We start from the raw sequence: 23,063 nt of genomic DNA, 5'->3' as shown, positions 1-23,063 counted from the left end.
GGCGCGCGCGAGGCAGGACCGCGAGCCAGTACGCTGAGAAGTGCGAGAGAGGGTGTGGATGGATAAGCAGCGCGACTTCGTTCTTCGCACGATCGAGGAGCGAGGGGTCAAGTTCGTCAGACTCTGGTTCACCGACGTGGTCGGAACCCTGAAGTCGGTGGCGATCGCCCCCGCCGAGGTCGAGGGCGCCTTCACCGAGGGCATCGGATTCGACGGCTCGGCGATCGAGGGCCTCAGCCGCACCTTCGAGTCCGATCTGCTCGCCTATCCCGACCCGACGACGTTCCAGACGTTGCCGTGGCGCGGAGACATCGACCCCACCGCGCGCATGTTCTGCGACATCACGACGCCCGACGGCGAGCCCGCGGTCTCCGATCCGCGCAACGTGCTGAAGCGCACCCTCGCGCGTGCTGCCGATCGAGGCTTCACCTTCTACACGCACCCCGAGATCGAGTTCTACCTGCTCAAGTCGTCGAAGTACGGTGCCTCGGGCCCCGAGCCCGTCGACTCCGCCGGCTACTTCGACAACGTTCCCGGCGGCACCGCCCACGACTTCCGTCGTCGTTCGGTGCGCATGCTCGAAGACCTCGGCATCTCGGTCGAGTTCAGCCACCATGAGGCCGGGCCCGGTCAGAACGAGATCGACCTGCGCTACGCCGACGCGCTGACGACGGCCGACAACATCATGACCTTCCGCACCGTGATCAAAGAGGTCGCGATCGAGCAGGGCGTCTACGCGACGTTCATGCCGAAGCCCTTCTCCGGTCAGCCCGGTAGCGGCATGCACACCCACATGTCGCTCTTCGAAGGCGATGCCAACGCCTTCTACGAGGCCGGCGCGCAGTACCAGCTCTCCAAGGTCGGCCGGCAGTTCATCGCCGGTCTGCTGACCCACGCTCCCGAGATCACGGCCGTCACCAACCAGTTCGTGAACTCGTACAAGCGACTGTGGGGCGGTGTCGGTCCCGACAAGCTCGCCGAGGCGCCGAGCTTCGTGTGCTGGGGCCACAACAACCGCTCGGCGCTCGTGCGCGTGCCGTTGTACAAGCCCGGCAAGGGGCAGAGCGCTCGCGTCGAGTATCGAGCGATCGATTCGGCGGCGAACCCCTACCTCGCGTTCTCGCTGCTCCTCGCTGCGGGCATGAAGGGCATCGAAGAGGGCTACGAGCTCCCGCCCGAGGCCGAAGACGACGTGTGGGCGCTGACCGATCGCGAGCGACGGGCCCTCGGCTACGACCCGCTGCCCGCAAGCCTCGATCACGCGGTCCAGCTCATGGAGGAGTCGGAGCTCGTCGCCGAGACGCTCGGCGAGCAGGTGTTCAACTACGTGCTCGCGAACAAACGTGCCGAGTGGCGCGACTACCGCTCGGAGGTCACTCCGTTCGAGCTGAAGCGCAACCTCGAGATCCTCTGACGCATCGGATGTCTCGTCAGGCCCCCACGCTCGGAAGAGTCGCTCGTGCGGGCTTCGTCGAGCTGAGCGGCGCCGCAGCGGCGCTCGAATCGCTGTCGGCGTCCACCGGTGTCGCCGCGGACTCGCTGCTCGAGGTGTTCGCGCAGGCCGCCGACCCCGACGAGGCGCTCGCGGTCGTCGCGCGACTCCACGAACAGGCGCCGACCGAGCTCGCCGGCGTCCTCGATCATGAGAACGCCGCGGCGCGCCTGGTGCGACTCGTCGGAGCCTCGCGCGGATTCGCCGACTTCCTGCTGCGGCATCCGTCGGACCTCGCATCGTTCGCGCAGGTGCCGGTCGCTCCGCCGAGCGTCGCAGAGGCACGAGCATCGCTGCTCGCCGCGCTTGACGCGGTCACCGCCCCGCCGGCGGACCTCCCCGAAGCGGCGGCGAGGGCGATCCGCATCCGGTACCGACGGCTCCTCGCGGACATCGCGGTGTACGACCTCACCCGCGCCGACGCGGTCGACGTGGTCGACGTCGTGGCAGCCGGCCTCGCCGATCTGGCCGGCGCCACGCTCGATGCAGCGCTTGCGGCCGCTCGTCGCGTGATCGGGCGGGCACCGGGGGAGCCCGCAGCACCTGGACGGTACCCGGCCGCCGAGGTCGAGGCCACGCGGCTCGCCGTCATCGGCATGGGCAAGGCCGGGGCCCGTGAGCTCAACTACGTGAGCGACGTCGACGTCATCTTCGTCGCCGAATCCGCCGACGAAGACGTGGTCTCGACCGCGCGAGCGCTCGACATCGCCACCCGCCTCGCCATGCTGACGATGCGCATCATCGGCGAGCCCGGCATCGAGCCGCCGCTGTGGGAGGTCGACCCGAACCTCCGCCCCGAGGGCAAGGACGGCGCACTCGTGCGCACGCTCGAGTCGCACCTGCAGTACTACGACCGGTGGGCGAAGAGCTGGGAGTTCCAGGCACTCCTCAAGGCCCGCCCGCTCGCCGGCGACCTCGAGCTCGGCGGCCGATACATCGAGGGCGTCGCGCCGAAGGTGTGGTCGAGTTCGAGCCGAGAGGGCTTCGTCGAGTCAGTTCAGGCGATGCGCGAGCGCGTCACCGAGCACATCCCCGCCGACGAGGTCGACGTGCAGATCAAGCTCGGCCCGGGCGGCATCCGCGACATCGAGTTCACGGTGCAGCTGCTGCAGCTCGTGCACGGCGCCTCCGACGACGGCATCCACCAGCGCGGCACACTGCCCGCCCTCGCGGCACTCGCCGAGCTCGGCTATGTGGGCCGCGAGGAGGCGGCCGAGTTCGCGCGCGACTACCGGGTGCTGCGAGTGCTCGAGCACCGGGTGCAGCTCGAGCGGTTGCGCCGCACGCACCTCATGCCGCGCGACGAGCACCGACTTCGCGTGCTCGCCCGTGCCTCGGGGCTCGGCCGCACGGCCGATGAACTCATGGCGGTGTGGCACGCCACTCGCCAGCGCGTGCGCGGCCTGCACGAACGACTCTTCTACCGGCCGCTGCTGTCGGCGGTGGCATCGCTGCCCGCATCCGGTCTCGGACTCACGAGCGTGCAGGCCGAGGCCCGCCTCGCGGCGATCGGGTTCCGCGACCCGCGCGGTGCGCTCGCGCACATCGCGGCGCTCACCACCGGTGTGTCGCGGCGCGCGCAGATCCAGCGCAACCTCATGCCGGTGCTCATCTCCTGGTTCGCCGACGGCACCGACCCCGACTTCGGGCTGCTGTCGTTCCGGCGCCTCAGCGACACCCTCGGCACCACCCACTGGTATCTGCGGCTGCTCCGCGACTCCTCCGACGCGGCGCTGCGGCTCACGCGGGTGCTCTCGGGCTCCCGCTTCGCCGCCGAGTTGCTCGAGCGCAGCCCCGAATCGGTGGCCTGGCTCGAAGACCTCGACGAGCTGCGGCCGCGATCGATCGCCGCGCTCGAAGACGAAGGCCGGGCGGTGCTCCGTCGGCACGAGGAACCCGACGTCGCGGCCAAGATCTTCCGCGCCATCCGCCGCCGCGAGGTGCTGCGGCTCGCGCTCTCCGGAATCCTCGACGTCTGCACCGTCGAAGAACTCGGCCACGCCCTCAGCGACGTCACCGAGAACCACATCGCCGCCCTCGTCGCCGCGATCCGCGGCGGCGAGCCCGACGGTATCGAGTTCGCCGTGATCGGCATGGGCCGCTTCGGCGGCCGCGAGCTCGGCATCGGTTCCGACGCCGACATCATCTACGTCTACCGGGCGACGGATGCCGCGGCTGACGCCGCACATTCGCGGGCGCTGCGCATCGTCGCCGAACTCGTGCGTCTCAGCGAAGACGCGCGGCTGCCCTTCGACCTCGACGCCGACCTCCGCCCCGAGGGACGCAACGGCGTCGTCGCCCGCTCGCTCGACGCCTACCGTGCGTACTACGCGAGGTGGTCGCTGACGTGGGAGGCGCAGGCGCTGCTGCGAGCCCGCGGGGTGGCGGGCAACCTGCCGCTCATCGAGGAGTTCACCGACCTCGCTGACACCGTGCGCTATCCCGAGTCGATCAGCGAACGCGACGTGCGAGAGGTCAAGCGCATCAAGGCTCGCGTCGAGAACGAACGACTGCCGCAGGGAGCCGATCCGAACCGGCACCTGAAGCTCGGGCGCGGATCGCTCTCCGATGTCGAATGGTTCGTGCAGCTCATCCAACTGCAGCACGCCGCCGCCGTTCCCGCGCTGCGCACGACGTCGACGCTCGACGCCCTCGCCGCAGCGGTCGAGCACGGGCTCGTCGAGGCATCCGATGCCGAAACGCTGCGCGCCGCGTGGGTGTTCGCCTCGCGCGCCCGTTCGGCGCTCACCCTCTGGCTCGACCGCACCACCGACGTGCTGCCCGTCGAGCGATCGCAGCTCGAGGGCGTCGCCCGCATCATGGGCTACCCGCCTGGATCGGCGACACAGCTCGAACAGGACTATCTGCATGTCACCCGGCGCGCCCGCGCCGTCTTCGATCGCGGCTTCTACGGGGTCGAGCCCCGGCGTGAGCCGTCCATCGGCTGAGCGGCACCCGGATCTCGAGAGCGGCGACATGGTCGACCGGTCGTCGCGTCGCAACGTCGCCGGGAAACGACGAATGGGCCCGCCCCGCCGAAGCGGTGCGGGCCCATCCAGGCCGGATCCTTACGATTGCAGGGGGGATGCAGGTTCGGATCCTGGGGACTGCAGAGGGGGCTGCAGGATCAGACGCCGTAGTAGAGCTCGAACTCGAACGGGTGAGGACGCAGAGCCAGCGGCTTCAGCTCCTTCTCGCGCTTGAAGTCGATCCACGTCTCGATGAGCTCCTTGGTGAACACGCCGCCCTCGAGGAGGAAGTCGTGGTCGGCCTCGAGCGCCGCGAGGGCCTCGCCGAGCGAGCCGGGGACCTGCGGGATCGCCTTGGCCTCCTCGGGCGGGAGCTCGTAGAGGTCCTTGTCGACGGGCTCGTGCGGCTCGATGCGGTTCTTGATGCCGTCGAGGCCGGCCATGAGCTGCGCGGCGAACGCGAGGTAGGGGTTGCCCGAGGCATCCGGAGCGCGGAACTCGATGCGCTTGGCCTTCGGGTTGGTGCCGGTGATCGGGATGCGGATGGACGCCGAACGGTTGCCCGCCGAGTACACCAGGTTCACGGGCGCCTCGAAGCCGGGCACCAGACGGTGGTACGAGTTCACCGTCGGGTTCGTGAAGGCGAGCACCGCGGGGGCGTGCTTCAGCAGGCCGCCGATGTACCAGCGCGCGAGGTCGGAGAGACCGCCGTAGCCGGCCTCGTCGTAGAAGAGCGGCTTGCCCTCGCTCCAGAGCGACTGGTGGGTGTGCATGCCCGAGCCGTTGTCGCCGAAGATCGGCTTCGGCATGAACGTCGCCGTCTTGCCCCACTGCTCGGCGGTGTTCTTGACGATGTACTTGAACTTCAGGATGTCGTCGGCCGCGGCGACCATCGTGTCGAAGCGGTAGTTGATCTCCGCCTGGCCGCCGGTGCCCACCTCGTGGTGCGAGCGCTCGAGGATGAGGCCGGCGTCGATGAGCTTGAGGCAGATGTCGTCGCGCAGGTCGGCCTGCTTGTCGACGGGGGAGACGGGGAAGTAGCCGCCCTTGTAGGGGGTCTTGTTACCGAGGTTGCCGCCCTCTTCGACGCGGCCCGAGTTCCAGGCGCCCTCTTCGGAGTCGACCGAGTAGAAGCTCGAGTGCTGGTTGACCTCGTAGCGCACGTCGTCGAAGATGTAGAACTCGGCCTCGGGGGCGAAGAACGCGGTGTCGGCGATGCCGGTCGACGCGAGGTACTTCTCGGCCTTCTTGGCGACCTGACGCGGGTCCTTGGCGTAGATCTCGCCGTTGCGCGGGTTGTAGATGTCGAAGACCATGATGAGCGTGCGCTCGGCGCGGAACGCGTCGATGTACGCGGTCGTCACGTCGGGGATGAGCTGCATGTCGGACTCGTGGATGTTCGCGAAGCCGCGGATCGAGGAGCCGTCGAACAGCTGGCCGACGGTGAAGAACTCCTCATCGACGGTGGAAGCCGGGATGTTGAAGTGCTGCTGCACGCCCGGAAGATCGGTGAAGCGGATGTCGAGGAACTTGACATCCGTCTCCTTGATGAACTTGAGAACTTCGGACGAATCGCTGAACATGTTTGCGCAGTCTCCAAGAGGACTAGAACCGGACGGACTTTCACAGCCGGTAGCGACGCTAGCCGGGTGCCGTTTCCCTGCCGTGACCGGAATGTTTCGGCCATGTTACGCCCAGTTCGGCTCGGTAGACTCTTCTGGTGCCTGACTCGAAACCCCAGACCTTCGGAGACCTCGAGCCGAGTGGGTGGCCGGGGGAGCGGCTCGGACTGCCGAACGAGGGCCGCGGTTCCGTGGCTCGCGCCGGTCGCCGCATCGCCGCATTGCTCGTCGACTGGGCGAGCGCGATGCTGATCTCGCTGCTCTTCACCCCCTACGAGTCCGCCGCCTACACGTGGGTCACGCCGCTCGTGTTCGCCGTGCTGCAGATCGTCTTCATCCCGACCATCGGGGGCAGCCTCGGGCACCGTCTGCTGGGCATGCGGGTCATTCCGCTCGATGGCGGATGGATCGGCCTCAAGCGCCCGGTCGTGCGGACCGCGCTGCTCCTGCTCGTCATCCCCGCGCTCGTCTGGGACTCCGACCAGCGGGGCTTCCACGACAAGGTCGCGGGCACGGTGCTCATCCGGTACTAGAGGCGTTACGCTCCCCGCGGGCTCCGCAATCCGAGGACGGCCGCGAGTGGTTTCACCAGTGCGAGCTCACCGAACCGGTGGTCCTCGGCGCGGACGAGTCGCCCCGCGAGATCGGGCCGCAGCTTCCACAGGAAGGCTCGCCCCTTCTCGGCATGGAGCGAGTTGGACACGATCTTGATCGTGTCTGCATCCTCGATCAGCGGGATCGCGTTCCGGATGTTCTCCCACGTGGTGGCGCTGTCGCGGTCCAGCCGCATTGGACCCGTGTATCCGCGTCGGCGTGCGTAACTTGCCATCAGCTCGGCCTCCGGGGTGGCGCTGGCGACCCCACCGCCGCACAGCACGAGGACGCTTTCTCGGGCGCGCGGGTCTTGGGAGCGGAGTCCGGCGCGCACCCGATACCGATTCAGGGAGTTCGCGCGCCCGCCGCGATTCCGGTAGCCGAGCACGACGACCGCCTCCGTGGTGCCCGACCGCGCGTCGGAGCCGAGTCGCCGGCCGCTCGACCGCCGATGCACGAGCTCCGCCCATGCGACGAGGCCGATGACGGCAGCGATCGGAACAGCGAGAGGAAGCAGACGCACTCTGCGAGAGTACCGCCGCCACACGAACGAGAACGCGGCATCCGTCATGACGGATGCCGCGTTCGCTTCGTTCAGCGCCGGGTGATCAGCGCATCTTGCCGCGCTGGGGCCGAGCCTTCATCGGGTCGATGCCCTTCGGGATCGGCAGGGAGGTCTGGAGCGAGTTGAGCCGGTTGGAGACGGCAAGCACCTCGGGCTTGGTGAGCGCCTTCTTCGTCTTGCGGAGCGCCGCAGGGAGCTTGTGAAGGGCGATGGATCCCTCGTCATCGCCGACCGAGATCTGCATGACGGGAACGTTCGGCAGGATGCGGGTGACCTTGCGCTGCTCGTCGTCGAGCATGCGCTTCGTGCGCGAGACGGGACCCTCGCTGATGAGGGCGACGCCGCCACGGCCGACGGCACGGTACACGGCGTCCTGCGTCTTGCCGTTGACGGCGACGGGCATCTCGTTGCCGACCCATCCGCCGCGAAGGCCGCTGCGGAGCACCGCGCCGACCGCGCCGGGCTGGCCCTCGATCTGCGAGTAGGCGGCACGCTCGGCGCGACGGCCGAGGATGACGAGCGCGATGAGGAGGCCGGCGAGCACGCCCGCGACGACCCAGAGGGCGATCGTGAAGCCGTTGCCCTCGCTCAGCCAGAGCGCCAGGCCCAGGCCCACCAGCACGGGGGCGAGGAATCCGAGGAGCATCAGCCACTGCGCGGTGGAATCGTAGCGGCGGGTCATCTGGAAGACCTGCCACATCTGCTTCATGCGGCCGGGCTCCTTCTGAGCCTTCGATGCGTCCTTGGTGCGTGCCATGTTCTCAAGGATACCGGCGCGGAGGCCCGTCTCGGACCGCGATCTGCTCGCGGTCCGAGACGGCGGATGCCGCTAGCCGACCGCCTGCGCGAAGCCGAGCGACGCGTCGGCGAGATGCGAGAGCTCGGCGGGCAGTTCCCGCCCCTTCGCATGCATCGACTGCGCCCAGAGGCGACCCGCACGATACGAGGATCGAACGAGGGGACCGGCGAGCACGCCGAGGAAGCCGATCGCCTCGGCCTCCTCCTTGATCTCGACGAACTCCTCGGGACGCACCCAGCGCGCGACCGGTAGATGCCGGGGGCTCGGCCGCAGGTACTGGGTCACCGTGATGATGTCGGTGCCCGCATCGTGCAGGTCCTGCAGGGCCTGCGAGATCTCTCCCCGTTCCTCGCCCATGCCGAGGATGAGGTTCGACTTCGTGATGAGCCCGGCGTCGCGGCCCTGCGTGATCACGTCGAGCGACCGCTCGTAGCGGAAGGCAGGCCGGATGCGCTTGAAGATGCGCGGCACCGTCTCGACGTTGTGCGCGAAGACCTCGGGGCGTGCGTCGAACACCTGCTGCAGCAGTTCGGGCACTCCGTTGAAGTCGGGCACGAGGATCTCCACCCCGGTGCCGGGCGACTGGCGGTGGATCTCGCGGATCGTCTCGGCGTACAGCCAGGCGCCTCCGTCGGGCAGGTCGTCGCGGGCCACGCCCGTGACGGTCGAATACCGCAGTTGCATGCGCACCACGGACTCGCCGACGCGGCGAGGTTCGTCGGCGTCGAAGTCGGCCGGCCTGCCCGTGTCGATCTGGCAGAAGTCGCAGCGCCGGGTGCACTGCGAACCGCCGATGAGGAACGTCGCTTCACGGTCCTCCCAGCACTCGTAGATGTTGGGGCAGCCGGCCTCCTGGCACACGGTGTGCAGGTCCTCGCTCTTCACGAGCGACTGCAGTGCCCGGTACTCGGGCCCCATCTTCGCTCGCGTCTTGATCCACTCGGGCTTGCGTTCGATCGGCGTCTGGGCGTTGCGGACTTCGAGGCGCAGCATCTTGCGCCCCTCGGGTACCGTGCTCACGCGGCGATCGCCGCCTCGGCACGGAACCGCGCGGAGATCGGTTCGACGAGATCGGCCGGGGTCACGGTGCGACCCAGTTCGCGGCTGATCGTGGTCACTCCGGCATCGCGGATGCCGCAGGCGACGATGCGGTCGTAGGCGTCGAGCTCGTTGCTCGCGTTCAGGGCGAAGCCGTGCATGGTGACGCCGCTCTCGACGCGGATGCCGATGGCGGCGATCTTGTTCTCGCGTCCGGGCGGGCCGACCCAGACACCGGACCTGCCGTCGACGCGGTGCGACTCGAGGCCGATGTCGGCGAGCACGTCGATGAGGATGCCTTCGAGCCGCCGGACGTATCCGACGACGTCGATGGGCTCCGGCAGGCGCAGGATCGGATACCCGACGAGTTGGCCGGGGCCGTGCCAGGTGATCTTGCCGCCGCGGTCGACGTCGATGACGGGAGTCCCGTCGGTCGGCCGTTCCTCGGGCGCAGTGCGCTTGCCGGCGGTGTAGACGGAGGGGTGCTCCAGAAGGAGTACGGTGTCGGGGCGTTCGCCCCCGACAACCGCGCGATGGACGGCGCGCTGAAGGTCGAGACCCTCGATGTACGGCACGGAGTTGGCGCTTAGCCCCGTGACGACGATGTCGAGCATGGGAATCAGCTTAGGTCACTCCTCCTCGACAGCGGTCGTCGACGGCCTGGGCTCCCCAGCCGCCGGTGGGGCCCGGCCGGCGCGACGCCTCGCGAGCAAGCTGGTCGGCATGGTTCGATCCAGTAGGCGACGCCCCGACCATCGCTCCGGCTCCGGCTCGGAGGCTGCGACTCGCGACCCGCAGCCGCCAGCCCCATCGACCCTGGCCGGCTACCGCTTGCTCCGGCGCATCGCGTCGGGCGAGCGTGCCGACGTGTTCCTCGCCGCGGTCGACGGCACGGCCGACGACCCGGGGCCGCTCGTGGTCGTGCGGGTCTACGAGGCCACGGCGAACGGAGCGGCGATCGCCGTCGAGATCGCGGCGATGTCGACGGATGCCTCGGGGTCGCTGCCTGCGCTCCTCGACGTCGCGACCCTCGACGACGGGCGATGCGCACTCGCGGTCGAACGGCTGGCGGGCGGGCCGATCGCGCGGATCCTCGCGGATCGGCGCATCACCCCTGGCGAAGCGGTCACGATCCTCGCGCCGATAGCGGTCGCAGTCGGCGAACTCGCGCGCCGAGGGTTCGTGCACACCCGGCTGTCACCCGGCGACGTGCTGCTCGACGGGCGCGGGCGTCCGCGGCTCATCGGCCTCGGCGGACTCGAGCGGCTTCCCGCGGCGCCGCACGAGCGCAATCAGCTCCTTCGAACGGGTCACGTCGCCCTCGCCGACCTGGTCGGCGAGGTCATCGCAGCGACAGAGCGGCCCGCGGTGTTCGCTGCCGTCGACGAACTCATGCAGTCACGTCTCACGACACGGCCATTCACGCCGTGCGACGCCGAGCTCGAACGAGCACTCTTCGCCGCGGCAGAGCCCGCACCCGTCCGCGGCGTCGTCGTCGCCGCTCCACGGACGGGCCTGCCCTCACGGGCGACCGTGCCGCTCGAAGCCGTCCCGCAGGCCGTGCACGGCCACGACTCAGGCGAACTCGGTGCACCCGAACCGCTGGCACGCAGTAGGTTCTCCACCCTGCTCGACCTCGCGCAGTGGCCCGCGTTCCTGGCCGACGGGCGTCGCAGCGCCGAAGGCGCACCGACCGCCGCGACACCCGACCCGCCCGTCGGCGTCGGGAACCGAGTGCGTTCGGTTCTGCGCCGGCGCCGACCCGCCCTCATCGTCGGTTCCCTGGTCGGCGGGGGAGCGCTCGTGCTGCTCCTGACCCTGGTGCCTCCTCAGGCCGGCGGTGCCGTCTCCTCGAATGCCACGCCCGAGGCCGCTGTGAACACGACCGAGGTTCCCGAGGTGGTTCCGTCGGAGACGGCGGCCGCGCCCGACGATGCAACCGACGATGCGACTGCAGGCGATGACGTCGTGGCCGCAGTGCAGGCCCTGCTCGCCCGCCGCACGGAGTGCTTCGACCGGCTCGACCTGGCATGTCTGGAGGCGATCGTGCAGCCCGGCTCCGCCGCCGAAGCCGGCGAGGTCGCGGCGATGGGTGTCGCACGCGATGGGGGCGACGCGCCGCCGGCCTTCGATCCGGCCGGCATCGCCGTGGCGGCCGAGATGGGCTCGGCGGTACTCGTCACCGTCCCCTACGCGACCGCGGAACGGGAACCGGCCTCGCTCCTCGTGATGAGGGGCGAGGCCGGTTGGCGACTTCGAGAGATCTTCGGCTAGATGCCGAGGTCCGCCTCGAACGCACCCTCTTCGAGCCGCTGCTTGACGGCGGTGAGGAAGCGGGCGGCGTCGGCGCCGTCGATGATGCGGTGGTCGTACGAGAGCGCCAGGTAGACCATCGAGCGCACGGCGATCGCGTCGGCGCCGTCGGTCGAGACGACCACGGGCCGCTTCACGACGGTGCCGGTGCCGAGGATCGCCGACTGGGGCAGGAACACGACCGGGGTGTCGAACAGCGCGCCGCGCGAGCCGGTGTTCGTCAGGGTGAAGGTGCCCCCCGACAGCTCGTCGGGCTTCAGCTGGTTGTTGCGCGTGCGCTCGGCGAGATCGGCGATCTGCGCGGCGAGGCCGGCGATGTCGAGTTCGGCCGAATCGCGGATCACCGGGGTGAGCAGGCCGCGCTCTGTGTCGACCGCGATGCTCATGTTCTCTTGCGCCGGGTAGACGATGCTGTCGCCGTCGACGGTCGAGTTGATGATCGGGTAGGCGCGAAGGGCTTCGGCCGCTGCCATCGCGAAGAACGGCAGGAACGAGAGCTTGTTGCCGGTCTTGGCGAGGAAGTCGCCCTTGACCTTGTCGCGCAGACGCGCAACCCGGGTCACATCGACCTCGACGACCGTCGTGAGCTGAGCGGTCGACGTCATGGAGACGACGGCGCGCTCGGCGACGACCTTGCGCAGGCGCGTCATCGGCACGGTGGTGCCGCGCAACGGCGAGACCTCGAGCTCCTGGCGTGCCGGGGCGGCCTCAGCGGATGCCGCGGGCGCAGCGTTGGCCGAGATGACGTCCTGCTTGCGGATGCGACCGCCGACACCGGTGCCGGTGACGCTCGCGAGGTCGACGCCCTGCTCGTTCGCCAGCTTGCGGACGATCGGCGTGACGTAGCCCGCGGGGCCGGCGTGCGAGCCGCCGGTCGGCGCCGAGGGCGCTGCCGGCGCTGCGGGAGCGACCGGCTCGGCGACCGGAGCCGCCGGTGCCGCCGGGGCTGCGGGAGCGACCGGTGCTGCGGGAGCGACCGGTGCTGCCGGGGCGACGGGCTCTGCGACCGGAGCCGCCGGAGCAACCGGGGCCGCCGGGGCGACCGGCTCGGCGACCGGTGCCGCGGGGGCGACCGGAGCTGCAGGTGCGACCGGCTCGGCGACGGGCGCCGCCGGCGCCTGAACGACGGGCTCGGCGACCGGAGCCGCGGGTGCCACGGGCTCGGCAGGAGCTGCCGGAGCAGCCTCCGCCACGGGCGCTGCGGCCTCGGGAGCGGCCGGAGCAGCAGCAGCTGCACCCGAACCATCGCCGATCGTCACGAGCGCGGTGCCGACCTCGACGGTCTCGTCCTCCTGGACGAGAATCGCCTCGATGACACCCGCGACGGGCGACGGGATCTCGGTGTCGACCTTGTCGGTCGAGACCTCGAGCAGCGGCTCGTCGACCTCGACACGGTCGCCGACATTCTTCAGCCAGCGGGTGACCGTGCCCTCAGTGACACTCTCTCCGAGTGCCGGGAGGCTGACGGATTCGCTCATGCGCTTGTCTCCTTCACAGCGTGGGAACGCTTTCTAGCTTATTGCAGTCGTGGATGGGAACGCCGGGATCAGATGGCGTGGAGCGGCTTGCCGGCCAGCTTCAGCACGGCCTCGCCGAACGCCTCGCCCTGGGTCGGGTGAGCGTGGATGAACGGGGCGATGTCTTCGGGGTACGCCTCCCAGTTCACGGCGAGCTGCGCCTCGGCGATGAGTTCGCCGACACGGCCGCCGATCATGTGGACGCCGACGATCGGGCCCTCGTTCACGCGGACCACCTTGATCGAGCCGGAGGTGCCGAGGATCGAGCTCTTGCCGTTGCCGGCGAGGTTGTACTCGAACGAGGACACCTGGTCGGCGCCGAACTTCTCGGCGGCCTTCGCCTCGGTGTAGCCGACGGAGGCGACCTCGGGCTCGCAATAGGTGATCTTCGGGATGTTCACGTCTTCGACGACGATCGGGGCGAGGCCCGCGATCTCCTCGGCGATGAAGATGCCCTGCTGGTAGCTGCGGTGCGCGAGCTGCAGGCCGGGAACGATGTCGCCCGCGGCGTAGACGCCGGGGACGCTCGTCTCGAGGCGGTCGTTCGTGATGACGAAGCCGCGATCGATCGTGATGCCGGCCTCTTCGTAGCCGAGGTTCTGCGTGACCGGGCCACGGCCCACGGCGACGAGCAGGAGCTCGGCCTCGTAGGTGGTGCCGTTCTCGAGCGTCACCACGACGCCCTCGTCGTTCTGGGTCACGTTCTGGAAGCGCACGCCGAGCGAGTACTCGATGCCGCGCTTGCGGAACGCGCGCTCGAGCTGCTTCGAGATCGTCTCCTCCTCGTTGGGCACGAGGTGAGGCAGTGCCTCGATGATGGTGACGTCGGCGCCGAAGGAGTTCCAGACGCTCGCGAACTCGACGCCGATGACGCCGCCGCCGAGCACGGCGACCTTCTTGGGGATGAAGTCGAGCTCGAGGGCCTGCTCGCTCGTGATGACGCGGCCGCCGATCTCGAGGCCGGGGAGCGAGCGCGAGTAGGAACCCGTCGCGAGCACGACGTTCTTGCCGACGTAGCGGTCGTCGCCGACGGCCACGGTGTTCGCGCCGACGAGTCGGCCCTCACCGGCGACCACGGGGATGCCGCGCGCCTTCAGCAGGCCCTGCAGGCCCTTCCATTTGCTCGCGACGATGCCTTCGCGGTACGCCGAGACGCCCGCGATGTCGATGCCCTCGAAGGAGGTCTTGACGCCGTACTTCGCAGATTCGCGGGCCACCTCGGCCACCTCTGCCGAGTGCAGCAGGGCCTTCGTGGGGATGCACCCGCGGTGGAGACACGTGCCGCCGAGCTTGTCCTTCTCGATCACCACGGCGGTCATGCCGAGTTCGACGGCGCGGATCGCAGCGGCGTAACCGGCGCTGCCTCCGCCCAGGACGACAATGTCAAAGTTCTGCTCGGACAAACGCTCTCTCCCTTGCGCACCAGATCTGCGACACGGACTGCCCCCGGTTCGTTGCCGGGGCAGGGTGTATGGGCGAGGATCTCGCCCATACGACCTTACTACTCTGCGGCGAGCTGCTCGCCCAGGCGGACGAGCGTGCGAACCGCGACGCCGGTGGCGCCCGAACCGGTGAAGCCGTGGCCGGCCGCGGTGTTGTGCGAGGGGCCCGCGATGTCGAGGTGCGCCCAGGGGATGCGCGTCTCGGCGTCGTCGCGGCGGCCGACGAACTCCTGCAGGAAGACGCCCGCGAGGAGCATGCCGGGCACGGTCATGCCGAGCTTGGTGTTCGCGAGGTCGGCGACATCCGACTTCAGGTACGGCATGAGGTCGCGGGGGAGCGGCATCGGCCAGGTCGACTCGTCGACCGAGTCGGCGGCTGCGCGCACCTGCCCGACGAGGTCCTCATCGCCCATCAGACCCGCGATGCGGTGGCCGAGGGCGACCATCTGCGCGCCGGTGAGGGTCGCGACGTCGACGATCGCGTCGGGCTGCTCCTCGCTCGCCGCGACCAGGCCGTCGGCGAGCACGAGCCGGCCCTCCGCGTCGGTGTTGATCACCTCGACGGTCTTGCCGCCGCGGATCCGCAGCACGTCGTTCGGGCGCACGGCGGTCGAGGAGGGCAGGTTCTCGGCGATGCAGAGCCATCCGGTGACTCGGATGGGCACCTCGAGCTCGGCCAGGGCGACCATCGCCGAGAGCACCGCAGCAGCGCCGGCCATGTCGGTCTTCATGCCGACGAGTGCCGTCATGGGCTTCAGGGAGATTCCGCCCGAGTCGTACGTGATGCCCTTTCCGACGAGCGCGAGGTGAGCGGATGCCCCGGCCGGCGTGTAGTCGAGGCGCACGAGGCGCGGGCCGCGGCTCGACCCCTGGCCGACGGCGAGGATGCCGCCGAAGCCGTCGGCGGCGAGCGCCTGCTCGTCCCACACCTTCGAACCGATGCCGACGGCAGCAGCCGTCTCGACCGCGATCTCCGCGAGTCGCTCGGGGAACAGGTCGGCGGGCGGCATGTTGACGAGGTCCTTGGTGCGTGCCACGGCCGTGACGACCGCGCGAACCCGGTCGACGCCGATCGCGGACCCGTCGAACACGGAGTGCACCATGATGCTCGACGGCCGCGGCTTCGGGTCGGAACGGAATCCGTCGTAGCCGTACGCGCCGAGACCGGCACCTTCGAGGAGCGCGGCGGCCGCGTCGGCGTCGTCGGTCGGAACGGCGATCGCCACCGCGAGCTCGCCCTTCAGCTGGCGGAGCGCGCTGCCCGCAGCGAGGCGGAGGCTCGCGGCATCCGCTCGCTCTCCGACGCCGACGAGCGCGACGACGCGCGGGCCACCGGGGACGCCGGGGACGCGGATGAGTTCTTCGGCCGCACCGCTCACGTCGAGCGTGTCGAGCACGGGGGCAACCCAGTCGAAGCCGGCCTCGGCCAGGAGTTCCGGGCCGTCGGCACCCTTTCGGACGGCGAGCAGCACGACGTCGGCGTCGGAGACGGAAGCGGGGGAGTCGGTCACGGAGAGGGTGGGAACAGCCATGCGATCGATCGTACGTGTTCGCTCTCGGCATCACGTGGACGGGCGGCGATCCGGAGGAGCGTGCAACCGGCCTCAGTAGGCTGGGAGCATGCGAGACCCCCGCTCCCTGTACGAGCTGAACCCCGACGTGATCGTTCCCGCCGGGCTTCCGCTGGTCGCGGGCCTCACCGGCTACGCCGATGCGGGCGGAGCCGTCGCTCAGACCACCGAATACCTGCTCTCGACCCTCGACAGCACGGTCGTGGCATCCTTCGAGGCCGACGAGCTGCTCGACTACCGAGCGCGCCGACCGATCATCCTCTTCGAGGGCGACCACCTCGCCGACTACACGCCCCCGAGGCTGAGCCTCGACCTCGCGGTCGACGAGCTGGGCCAGCAGTTCCTGCTCCTCACCGGATTCGAGCCCGACTACCAGTGGCAGCGATTCAGTTCGGCCGTGCTCGACCTGATCGATCGACTCGGGGTGTCGTCGACCACCTGGATCAACTCGATCCCCATGCCCGTGCCGCACACGCGGCCCGTGGGCGTGACCGTGAGCGGCAACCGCTCCGAGCTCATCGATGCGATGTCGATCTGGCGTCCGACGACGCAGGTGCCCGCCAACGTGCTGCACCTCGTCGAGTTCCGGCTGCAGGAGCTCGACCACCCGACGACGGGTTTCGTACTGCTGATCCCGCACTACCTCTCCGACGCCGAGTACCCCTCGGCCGCGATCTCCGCGCTCGAGGCGATCAGCGCCGCGACCGGTCGCATCTTCCCGACCGACGCACTGCGCGAGCAGGGGCGGGACTTCATCGCCCGCATCGACGAGCAGGTGTCCGAGAATGCCGAGCTCGCGAAGCTCGTCGGCACGCTCGAGCAGCGGCACGACTCCTACATGGAGGGCACCACGCTCCGGTCGCCCCTGACCGACGAAGACGGCGAGCTGCCGTCGGCCGACGAGATCGCAGCCGAGCTCGAGAAGTTCCTCGCGTTCCGCCGCTCGAACGACGACGACACGCCGCGCGGACTCTGAGCAGGCGGGGAATGCCCCCGGTCGCCTCGATGTTGTAGCAACGGGAGAGCGGAGTCGGCCTCGAACGGGCGTGATGCGGTGCACAGGTCTGTATAATGGGGGCAGGACCCGTTCTGGCCCGCTGGCGTGGTGAAAGACCATGCCGATGCAGCGGACTTGACATGGGTCCTCATAGTGTCCGAAAACGACCGGACCGAGTGCATGAGCCGAGTCCGCGAGGGCACGCGGGCACAACGGTAGGAGAGGTTCAACGAATGGCAACGACGAAAGCCGCGACGGCTGCGAGCGAGGCGGAGAAGCCCGCTGCGAAGCGCGCGACCGCCGCGAAGTCGGCCGCCGCGAAGACGCCGGCGAAGGCCGCGGCCACCCCCGCGGCGAAGACGCCTCGCGCTACCACCGCGAAGACCGCGACCAAGCCCCGAGCCAAGGCGAAGGCGAAGAGCGACGACGATGAAGGCGAAGAGGTCGTCGACCTCGAGATCGCCGAGGGTGCCGAGGACTCGGCTGCCGACGGCGATGACGACGACACGAAGACCGTCGCAGTCGAGCCGCACCCCACCGGTGCCCTCGTGCTGCGCGCCGTCGACGACGAAGACGAGGTTCCGGTCTACTCGAGCGCCATCACCGGCGCGACGGCCGACCCCGTCAAGGACTACCTGAAGCAGATCGGAAAGGTCGCGCTCCTGAACGCGGCCGAAGAGGTCGAGCTCGCGATGCGCATCGAGGCGGGCCTGTTCGCCGAAGAGAAGCTCTCGCACATGACCGACGCCGAGAAGCGCTCGCAGCTCGGTCGTGAGCTGCAGTGGGTCGCGAAAGACGGCCAGCGCGCCAAGAGCCACCTGCTCGGCGCCAACCTCCGCCTCGTGGTCTCGCTCGCCAAGCGCTACACGGGTCGCGGCATGCAGTTCCTCGACCTCATCCAAGAGGGCAACCTCGGTCTCATCCGCGCCGTCGAGAAGTTCGACTACACCAAGGGCTTCAAGTTCTCGACGTACGCGACGTGGTGGATCCGTCAGGCGATCACCCGCGCCATGGCCGACCAGGCGCGCACCATCCGCATCCCGGTGCACATGGTCGAGGTCATCAACAAGCTCGCCCGCGTGCAGCGTCAGATGCTGCAGGACCTGGGCCGCGAGCCCACGCCCGAAGAGCTGAGCCGCGAGCTCGACATGACCCCCGAGAAGGTCATCGAGGTGCAGAAGTACGGCCGCGAGCCCATCTCGCTGCACACGCCCCTCGGTGAAGACGGCGACAGCGAGTTCGGCGACCTCATCGAGGACACCGAGGCGGTCGTACCGGCCGACGCGGTGGGCTTCACGATGCTGCAGAAGCAGCTCGAGTCGCTCCTCGACTCGCTGAGCGAGCGCGAGGCGGGCGTGATCCGCATGCGCTTCGGCCTCGGCGACGGCATGCCGAAGACCCTCGATCAGATCGGCGACACCTTCGGGGTCACGCGTGAGCGCATCCGCCAGATCGAGTCGAAGACGATGGCGAAGCTGCGTCACCCCTCGCGTTCGCAGTCGCTCCGCGACTACCTCGAGTAGGCCGCGAGTGCGCTACGCGCCGGCGATCCTCGTCGGCAGGCTCACCCGATTCGCCGCCCGGCTGCGCAAGCCCGGCGGCGGATCGGCTGTTCCCGGCCTCGTCGTCAACCGAATCGCCCCGAAATACCTGAAGCGCACGCTCTCGGGCTTCCCGCAGGGACTCGTCGTCGTCTCCGGATCGAGCGGCAAGTCGACGACGACCAAGATGCTCGTCGCGATCCTTCGCGCCCACGGCGTCGACGTGTTCACCAACCCGTCGACGGCGAACATCAGCCAGGGTCTGACCTCGGCACTGCTCGAGCAGGCCGATTGGCAGGGTCGCGTGCCCGGCGACGTCGCGGTGCTCGAGATGGACGAGGGCCACGGCGCCCTCGTCATGCAGGGCGTCGATGCGCGCGTCGTGTGCCTGACGAACGTCATGGTCGACCAGATCGACCGATTCCACGACTCCGAGATGGTCGCCTCCATGCTCGCGCGCATCGCGGCGCGCGCCGGCGAGTCGATCGTCGTGAACGCCGACGACGCCTACCTCGAGCGGCTCGCCGCCCGGGTGCAGCCCGGAGTCGCCGTGCACCGGTTCGGCGTCACCGACGCGGTGCTCGCGGCATCCCCGCGAGGCCTCGGGTACACCGAGACGAGCGACGTCCGCCTCTCGAGCGGCACCGACGTGCTCGTCGAGACGGTCGACGGCGCCTCCGCGGTGCTCGACGATGCCGGGGCATCCGTCTCGATCGGCCTGCCGGCACGCGGCGTGCACTACGCCGTGGACGCGGCGGCCGCGTACGCCACCGCGAAGGCGGTGCTCGGCGACCGCTTCTCGAGCTCGACCGCGGCCGACGCGCTGAGCGCGATCCCCGCCGTGTTCGGTCGTGGCGAGCGCACCACCGTTCGCGGCCATGACGTCGAGTTCGTGCTCGTGCAGAACCCGGCGAGCTACCAGCTCAACGTCGACAGCATCGCGCCGGGCACCGAGCAGATCATGTTCGCGATCGGTTCCGACGTGCGCGACCCCTCCTATTTCTGGCCGACGGATGCCGGTTCACTCGGCCGCGTCTCGATCGTGAGCGGCTCGAAGTCGGCCGAGGCCGCGCTCATGCTCGCCTACGACGGCGTCGAGATCGACCGCGTCGAGCCCGACCTCGGCACCGCCGTCGACGCGTTCCTGGCGATGCCGGCGCCCGCCTCCGGCGTCAAGACGATCGTCTTCACCGCCGACGCCATGCGCCGCACACGTGCCCACCTCGGACTCGCTGGAGCAGAATGACCCTCACGATCGTCTCGTTGCTTCCCCGACTCCAGAACACGAACGGCGACGCCGAGAACGCCCGGGTGCTCGCGACGCGTGCACGATGGGCCGGCCTCGACGCCACGGTCGTGGAGGCGGAGACGGCCGCGCAACTGCCGCCCCGCGTCGACGCGATCGTGCTCGGCTCGGGCAGCGACTCGTCGCTCGACGAGAGCCGCGAACTGCTCCTCACGATGCACGACGAGTTCCGCCGTTGGGGCACCGAGGGCGTTCCGATCCTCTCCATCGGCACCGGCTGGGAACTGCTCAGCTGGGGCATCGAACTCGCAAGCGGCCGGAGCATCGAGGGCCTCGGCATCCTGCCCGGCCGCTCGGTGCCTCGCGCGAACCGCGTGACCGGCGACGTCGTCGTGAAGAGTCCGCGCTTCGGCATGCTCGTCGGATTCGAGAACCACGCCCGCGACTACGTGGGCGCCGAGGCATCCCCGCTCGGCCGCATCCGTGCCGGGCACGGCAACGGCCGCGACTCCGGTCAGGAGGGCGCGGTCATGGGCGACGTCCACGGCACCCACCTCCACGGCCCGGTGCTCGCCAAGAACCCCGTGTTCGCCGATCGCCTGCTCGAGACCATGGCCGCTCGTGCCGGGCTCGAGTACGTCGTCGGCGAGCGTGCGCAGACCGTCGATGCCTACGCGTCGGCCGCTCGTGCCGCGCAGCTGGCCGCCGCAGGCGTCTCCGAGTCCTGACCGACCCGACGAGGTCGACGCGCGAGCCGGCAGATCGACGACGGCGAGCCGCGGCATCCGCTCGGCCCGCGCCGGCTCAGCGCCCGGAGACGACGAACGCCCCGGACGAGCCGGGGCGTTCGCGAAGTCGGTCGGTCAGCTGCGGTCGGCGAGCAGCTTGCTCGACTCGTCGTGCCAGCTGTGCGCGATCTGCGAGAGCTTCTCCTGGTGCTTGCGGCCGTGGTGGGCGCAGAACAGCAGTTCGCCGCTCGCGACGACGACGCGGATGTACGCCTGCGCGCCGCAGGCATCGCATCGATCGAGCGCGGTGAGCTCGTAAGGGGTCTCGAGTTCATCGACCGCACCGGTGGTCTCGGTGTACTGGGTCATGGCTCCTCCTTCGTCGCTCATGCGTGGTGTTCCGTTCATCAATGAAAACACGACTCCGGGCAGGTTCCTTCCGTTGGGCCGGGCATTTCGCTCAGCGCGTAGTGGCTGACCGGATGTGTCGGTGCAGCTCAGTAGGCTTGATCGACGTGAGCTCCGACTATTCCGCCCGCCATCTCTCCGTGCTCGAGGGCCTCGAGGCCGTGCGCAAGCGACCCGGCATGTACATCGGTTCGACCGACTCCCGGGGCCTCATGCACTGCCTCTGGGAGATCATCGACAACTCGGTCGACGAGTCGCTCGCGGGCCATGGCACCGAGATCGGCGTGACCCTCCACCCCGACGGCAGCGTCGAGGTGCGCGACCGTGCGCGCGGCATCCCGGTCGACATCGAGCCGAAGACCGGCCTGTCGGGCGTCGAGGTCGTGTTCACCAAGCTGCACGCGGGCGGCAAGTTCGGTTCCGGCTCCTACGCGGCCTCCGGCGGCCTCCACGGTGTCGGCGCATCCGTCGTCAATGCGCTCTCCGAACGTCTCGACGTCGAGGTCGACCGCGACGGCAAGACGTGGGCCATGTCGTTCCACCGGGGCGAGCCCGGCAACTTCGCCGATTCGGGCGCGCCGTCTCCCGACGCGCCGTTCACGCCGTTCGAGCAGCGCAGCGAGCTCCGGGTCGTCGGCAAGGTGGCCAAGGGCGTCACCGGCACGCGCATCCGCTACTGGGCCGATCGCCAGATCTTCACGAAGGGCGCCGAGTTCCAGACCGAAGAGCTGCTGGGTCGCGCGCGGCAGACGGCGTTCCTCGTTCCCGGGCTCGCAATCGACGTCAACGACGAGCGCGGCGAGACCCCGCACACGACCTCGTTCCAGTTCGATGGCGGCATCTCCGAGTTCGTCGAGCACCTCGCGACCGACGCCCCGCTCACCGATGTGTGGCGTCTGACCGGCACCGGCCACTTCACCGAGACCGTGCCCGTGCTCACCGAGGGCGGTGCGATGGTGCCGACGGAACTGAAGCGCGAGTGCGTGGTCGACATCGCCCTGCGTTGGGGCACCGGCTATGACACGGTCATCCGCTCGTTCGTGAACATCATCGCGACGCCCAAGGGCGGCACGCACCAGGCCGGCTTCGACCAGGGGCTCCTCAAGTTCCTGCGCCAGCAGGTCGAGCTGAACGCTCGACGCCTCAAGGCCGGCAACGACAAGCTCGAGAAGGACGACGTGCTCGCGGGACTCACCGCGGTGGTCACGGTGCGCCTGCCCGAGCCGCAGTTCGAGGGCCAGACGAAAGAGGTGCTCGGCACGCCCGCGGCGCGCTCCATCGTCTCGACCGTGCTGACGAAGGAGCTCGGAGCCCGCTTCACCTCCACGAAGCGCGACGACAAGAACCAGGCGGCCCTGCTGCTCGACAAGGTCGTCGCCGAGATGAAGTCGCGGATCTCCGCCCGTGCGCACAAAGAGACGCAGCGGCGCAAGAACGCGCTCGAGAGCTCGTCGCTGCCTGCGAAGCTCGTCGACTGCCGCTCGAACGACGTCTCGCACAGTGAGCTGTTCATCGTCGAGGGCGACTCCGCGCTCGGCACCGCCAAGCTCGCGCGCGACAGCGAGCACCAGGCGCTGCTGCCGATTCGCGGCAAGATCCTCAACGTGCAGAAGGCCAGCGTCGCCGACATGCTCGCGAACGCCGAGTGCGCGTCGATCATCCAGGTGATCGGTGCCGGCTCGGGCCGGAGCTTCGACCTCGAGGCCGCTCGCTACGGCAAGGTCATCCTCATGGCCGACGCCGACGTCGACGGCGCGCACATCCGCACACTGCTGCTCACCCTGTTCTTCCGCTACATGCGGCCGATGATCGAGCACGGCCGGGTGTTCGCCGCCGTGCCGCCGCTGCACCGGGTCGTCGTGATCAACCCCGGTTCGAAGCCGAACGAGACGATCTACACCTATTCGGAGGCCGAGCTCAAGGGGGTCCTCGCGACGCTCGACCGGCAGAAGAAGCGCTACCAGGACCCGATCCAGCGATACAAGGGCCTCGGCGAGATGGATGCCGATCAGCTCGCGACCACGACCATGGATCGCCGGCACCGCACACTGCGCCGGGTCGGCATCGGCGATGCCGAGAACGCCGGGCGCGTGTTCGAGCTGCTCATGGGCACGGATGTCGCGCCGCGCAAGGAGTTCATCATCGAGAGTTCCGACTCGCTCGAGCGCGACCGCATCGACGCGTGACCTTCGGCCGGCGGTCGGCCGGATGCTCTCGCCCC

General features: G+C 69.5%; 18 protein-coding genes. 9 read left to right on the top strand and 9 right to left on the bottom strand.

Annotated features, from left to right (window positions below):
• Positions 1-58 precede the first annotated feature (58 nt).
• Both BUR99_RS04760 and BUR99_RS04755 read left to right on the top strand, forming a co-directional pair.
• Positions 59-1,414, top strand: coding sequence for a glutamine synthetase family protein (locus tag BUR99_RS04760; RefSeq protein ID WP_074259147.1), 1,356 nt, complete (start codon positions 59-61; stop codon positions 1,412-1,414).
• Positions 1,415-1,422: 8 nt separating this feature from the next.
• A complete protein-coding gene (locus BUR99_RS04755; RefSeq protein WP_074259146.1) occupies positions 1,423-4,440 on the top strand; it encodes a bifunctional [glutamine synthetase] adenylyltransferase/[glutamine synthetase]-adenylyl-L-tyrosine phosphorylase in 3,018 nt (1,005 codons plus the stop codon).
• Between the two features lie 179 nt (positions 4,441-4,619).
• Here the strand turns inward: BUR99_RS04755 and glnA are convergent, their stop codons facing one another.
• On the bottom strand, positions 4,620-6,044 hold the full coding sequence (gene glnA, locus BUR99_RS04750) for a type I glutamate--ammonia ligase (protein WP_074259145.1): 1,425 nt from the start codon (positions 6,042-6,044) through the stop codon (positions 4,620-4,622).
• Positions 6,045-6,181: 137 nt separating this feature from the next.
• Between glnA and BUR99_RS04745 the strand changes: the two genes are divergently transcribed.
• Positions 6,182-6,616 (top strand): RDD family protein, encoded by a 435-nt coding sequence (locus BUR99_RS04745; protein WP_074259144.1) that lies wholly within the window; start codon positions 6,182-6,184, stop codon positions 6,614-6,616.
• A 5-nt stretch (positions 6,617-6,621) separates the two neighbouring features.
• On the opposite strand, the gene BUR99_RS04740 is transcribed toward BUR99_RS04745, so the two are convergent.
• From BUR99_RS04740 to lipB, 4 genes are all read right to left on the bottom strand, one after another.
• Positions 6,622-7,065 (bottom strand): ElyC/SanA/YdcF family protein, encoded by a 444-nt coding sequence (locus BUR99_RS04740; protein WP_074259482.1) that lies wholly within the window; start codon positions 7,063-7,065, stop codon positions 6,622-6,624.
• 220 nt (positions 7,066-7,285) lie between these two features.
• Entirely contained in the window at positions 7,286-7,999 is a 714-nt protein-coding gene (locus tag BUR99_RS04735) for a DUF4191 domain-containing protein (protein ID WP_074259143.1), read from the bottom strand.
• 72 nt (positions 8,000-8,071) lie between these two features.
• The gene (gene lipA, locus BUR99_RS04730; protein WP_074259142.1) at positions 8,072-9,061 is read right to left on the bottom strand and encodes a lipoyl synthase; all 990 of its coding nucleotides are present in this window, start codon (positions 9,059-9,061) and stop codon (positions 8,072-8,074) included.
• Positions 9,058-9,693 (bottom strand): lipoyl(octanoyl) transferase LipB, encoded by a 636-nt coding sequence (lipB, locus tag BUR99_RS04725; RefSeq protein ID WP_074259141.1) that lies wholly within the window; start codon positions 9,691-9,693, stop codon positions 9,058-9,060. Before lipB ends, lipA begins: the two co-directional genes overlap by 4 nt.
• A 217-nt stretch (positions 9,694-9,910) precedes the next feature.
• Here lipB and BUR99_RS04720 point away from each other — a divergent pair, with 217 nt between their 5' ends.
• A complete protein-coding gene (locus BUR99_RS04720) occupies positions 9,911-11,353 on the top strand; it encodes a serine/threonine-protein kinase (RefSeq protein WP_074259140.1) in 1,443 nt (480 codons plus the stop codon).
• Here the strand turns inward: BUR99_RS04720 and BUR99_RS04715 are convergent.
• From BUR99_RS04715 to BUR99_RS04705, 3 genes are all read right to left on the bottom strand, one after another.
• Positions 11,350-12,870, bottom strand: coding sequence for a 2-oxo acid dehydrogenase subunit E2 (locus tag BUR99_RS04715; protein WP_074259139.1), 1,521 nt, complete (start codon positions 12,868-12,870; stop codon positions 11,350-11,352). The two genes, BUR99_RS04720 and BUR99_RS04715, sit on opposite strands and share 4 nt — an antisense overlap.
• A gap of 68 nt (positions 12,871-12,938) precedes the next feature.
• Positions 12,939-14,312, bottom strand: a complete 1,374-nt coding sequence (gene lpdA / locus BUR99_RS04710; RefSeq protein WP_074259138.1) for a dihydrolipoyl dehydrogenase — start codon at positions 14,310-14,312, stop codon at positions 12,939-12,941.
• Positions 14,313-14,410: 98 nt separating this feature from the next.
• A complete protein-coding gene (locus tag BUR99_RS04705) occupies positions 14,411-15,883 on the bottom strand; it encodes a leucyl aminopeptidase (protein WP_074259137.1) in 1,473 nt (490 codons plus the stop codon).
• Positions 15,884-15,971: 88 nt separating this feature from the next.
• On the opposite strand from BUR99_RS04705, the gene BUR99_RS04700 reads away from it, so the two are divergent.
• The 4 genes from BUR99_RS04700 to BUR99_RS04685 all read left to right on the top strand — a co-directional run bounded on the left by BUR99_RS04700 (position 15,972) and on the right by BUR99_RS04685 (position 20,434).
• Positions 15,972-16,898, top strand: a complete 927-nt coding sequence (locus BUR99_RS04700; RefSeq protein ID WP_074259136.1) for a proteasome assembly chaperone family protein — start codon at positions 15,972-15,974, stop codon at positions 16,896-16,898.
• Between the two features lie 254 nt (positions 16,899-17,152).
• Entirely contained in the window at positions 17,153-18,442 is a 1,290-nt protein-coding gene (locus BUR99_RS04695; protein WP_074259135.1) for an RNA polymerase sigma factor, read from the top strand.
• Positions 18,443-18,449: 7 nt separating this feature from the next.
• Positions 18,450-19,706 carry a Mur ligase family protein gene (locus tag BUR99_RS04690; protein WP_074259134.1) on the top strand — a complete coding sequence of 419 codons (1,257 nt, stop codon included), beginning with the start codon at positions 18,450-18,452 and terminating at the stop codon, positions 19,704-19,706.
• Complete coding sequence (locus BUR99_RS04685; protein ID WP_074259133.1) at positions 19,703-20,434, top strand: type 1 glutamine amidotransferase; 732 nt, start codon at positions 19,703-19,705, stop codon at positions 20,432-20,434. Before BUR99_RS04690 ends, BUR99_RS04685 begins: the two co-directional genes overlap by 4 nt.
• A gap of 135 nt (positions 20,435-20,569) precedes the next feature.
• On the opposite strand, the gene BUR99_RS04680 is transcribed toward BUR99_RS04685, so the two are convergent.
• Positions 20,570-20,803: a DUF7455 domain-containing protein gene (locus BUR99_RS04680; protein ID WP_056008697.1), complete on the bottom strand. Its 234-nt coding sequence runs from the start codon at positions 20,801-20,803 to the stop codon at positions 20,570-20,572.
• A 146-nt stretch (positions 20,804-20,949) separates the two neighbouring features.
• Between BUR99_RS04680 and BUR99_RS04675 the strand changes: the two genes are divergently transcribed.
• A complete protein-coding gene (locus tag BUR99_RS04675; RefSeq protein WP_234980729.1) occupies positions 20,950-23,028 on the top strand; it encodes a DNA gyrase/topoisomerase IV subunit B in 2,079 nt (692 codons plus the stop codon).
• The last annotated feature ends 35 nt before the right edge of the window (positions 23,029-23,063 follow it).

The sequence above is a fragment of the Agromyces cerinus subsp. cerinus genome, assembly GCF_900142065.1.
Taxonomy (GTDB): domain Bacteria; phylum Actinomycetota; class Actinomycetes; order Actinomycetales; family Microbacteriaceae; genus Agromyces; species Agromyces cerinus.
Note: the sequence above shows the minus strand (reverse complement) of the source record. Positions and strands in the feature narration are given on the sequence as shown.

Excerpts from the sequence above, each read along its gene's own strand:
- BUR99_RS04760 (WP_074259147.1), top strand. The coding sequence starts at position 59 with ATGGATAAGCAGCGCGACTTCGTTCTTCGCACGATCGAGGAGCGAGGG.
- BUR99_RS04755 (WP_074259146.1), top strand. The coding sequence starts at position 1,423 with ATGTCTCGTCAGGCCCCCACGCTCGGAAGAGTCGCTCGTGCGGGCTTC.
- glnA (WP_074259145.1), bottom strand. The coding sequence starts at position 6,044 with ATGTTCAGCGATTCGTCCGAAGTTCTCAAGTTCATCAAGGAGACGGAT.
- BUR99_RS04735 (WP_074259143.1), bottom strand. The coding sequence starts at position 7,999 with ATGGCACGCACCAAGGACGCATCGAAGGCTCAGAAGGAGCCCGGCCGC.
- lipB (WP_074259141.1), bottom strand. The coding sequence starts at position 9,693 with ATGCTCGACATCGTCGTCACGGGGCTAAGCGCCAACTCCGTGCCGTAC.
- BUR99_RS04715 (WP_074259139.1), bottom strand. The coding sequence starts at position 12,870 with ATGAGCGAATCCGTCAGCCTCCCGGCACTCGGAGAGAGTGTCACTGAG.
- BUR99_RS04705 (WP_074259137.1), bottom strand. The coding sequence starts at position 15,883 with ATGGCTGTTCCCACCCTCTCCGTGACCGACTCCCCCGCTTCCGTCTCC.
- BUR99_RS04700 (WP_074259136.1), top strand. The coding sequence starts at position 15,972 with ATGCGAGACCCCCGCTCCCTGTACGAGCTGAACCCCGACGTGATCGTT.
- BUR99_RS04695 (WP_074259135.1), top strand. The coding sequence starts at position 17,153 with ATGGCAACGACGAAAGCCGCGACGGCTGCGAGCGAGGCGGAGAAGCCC.
- BUR99_RS04685 (WP_074259133.1), top strand. The coding sequence starts at position 19,703 with ATGACCCTCACGATCGTCTCGTTGCTTCCCCGACTCCAGAACACGAAC.
- BUR99_RS04680 (WP_056008697.1), bottom strand. The coding sequence starts at position 20,803 with ATGACCCAGTACACCGAGACCACCGGTGCGGTCGATGAACTCGAGACC.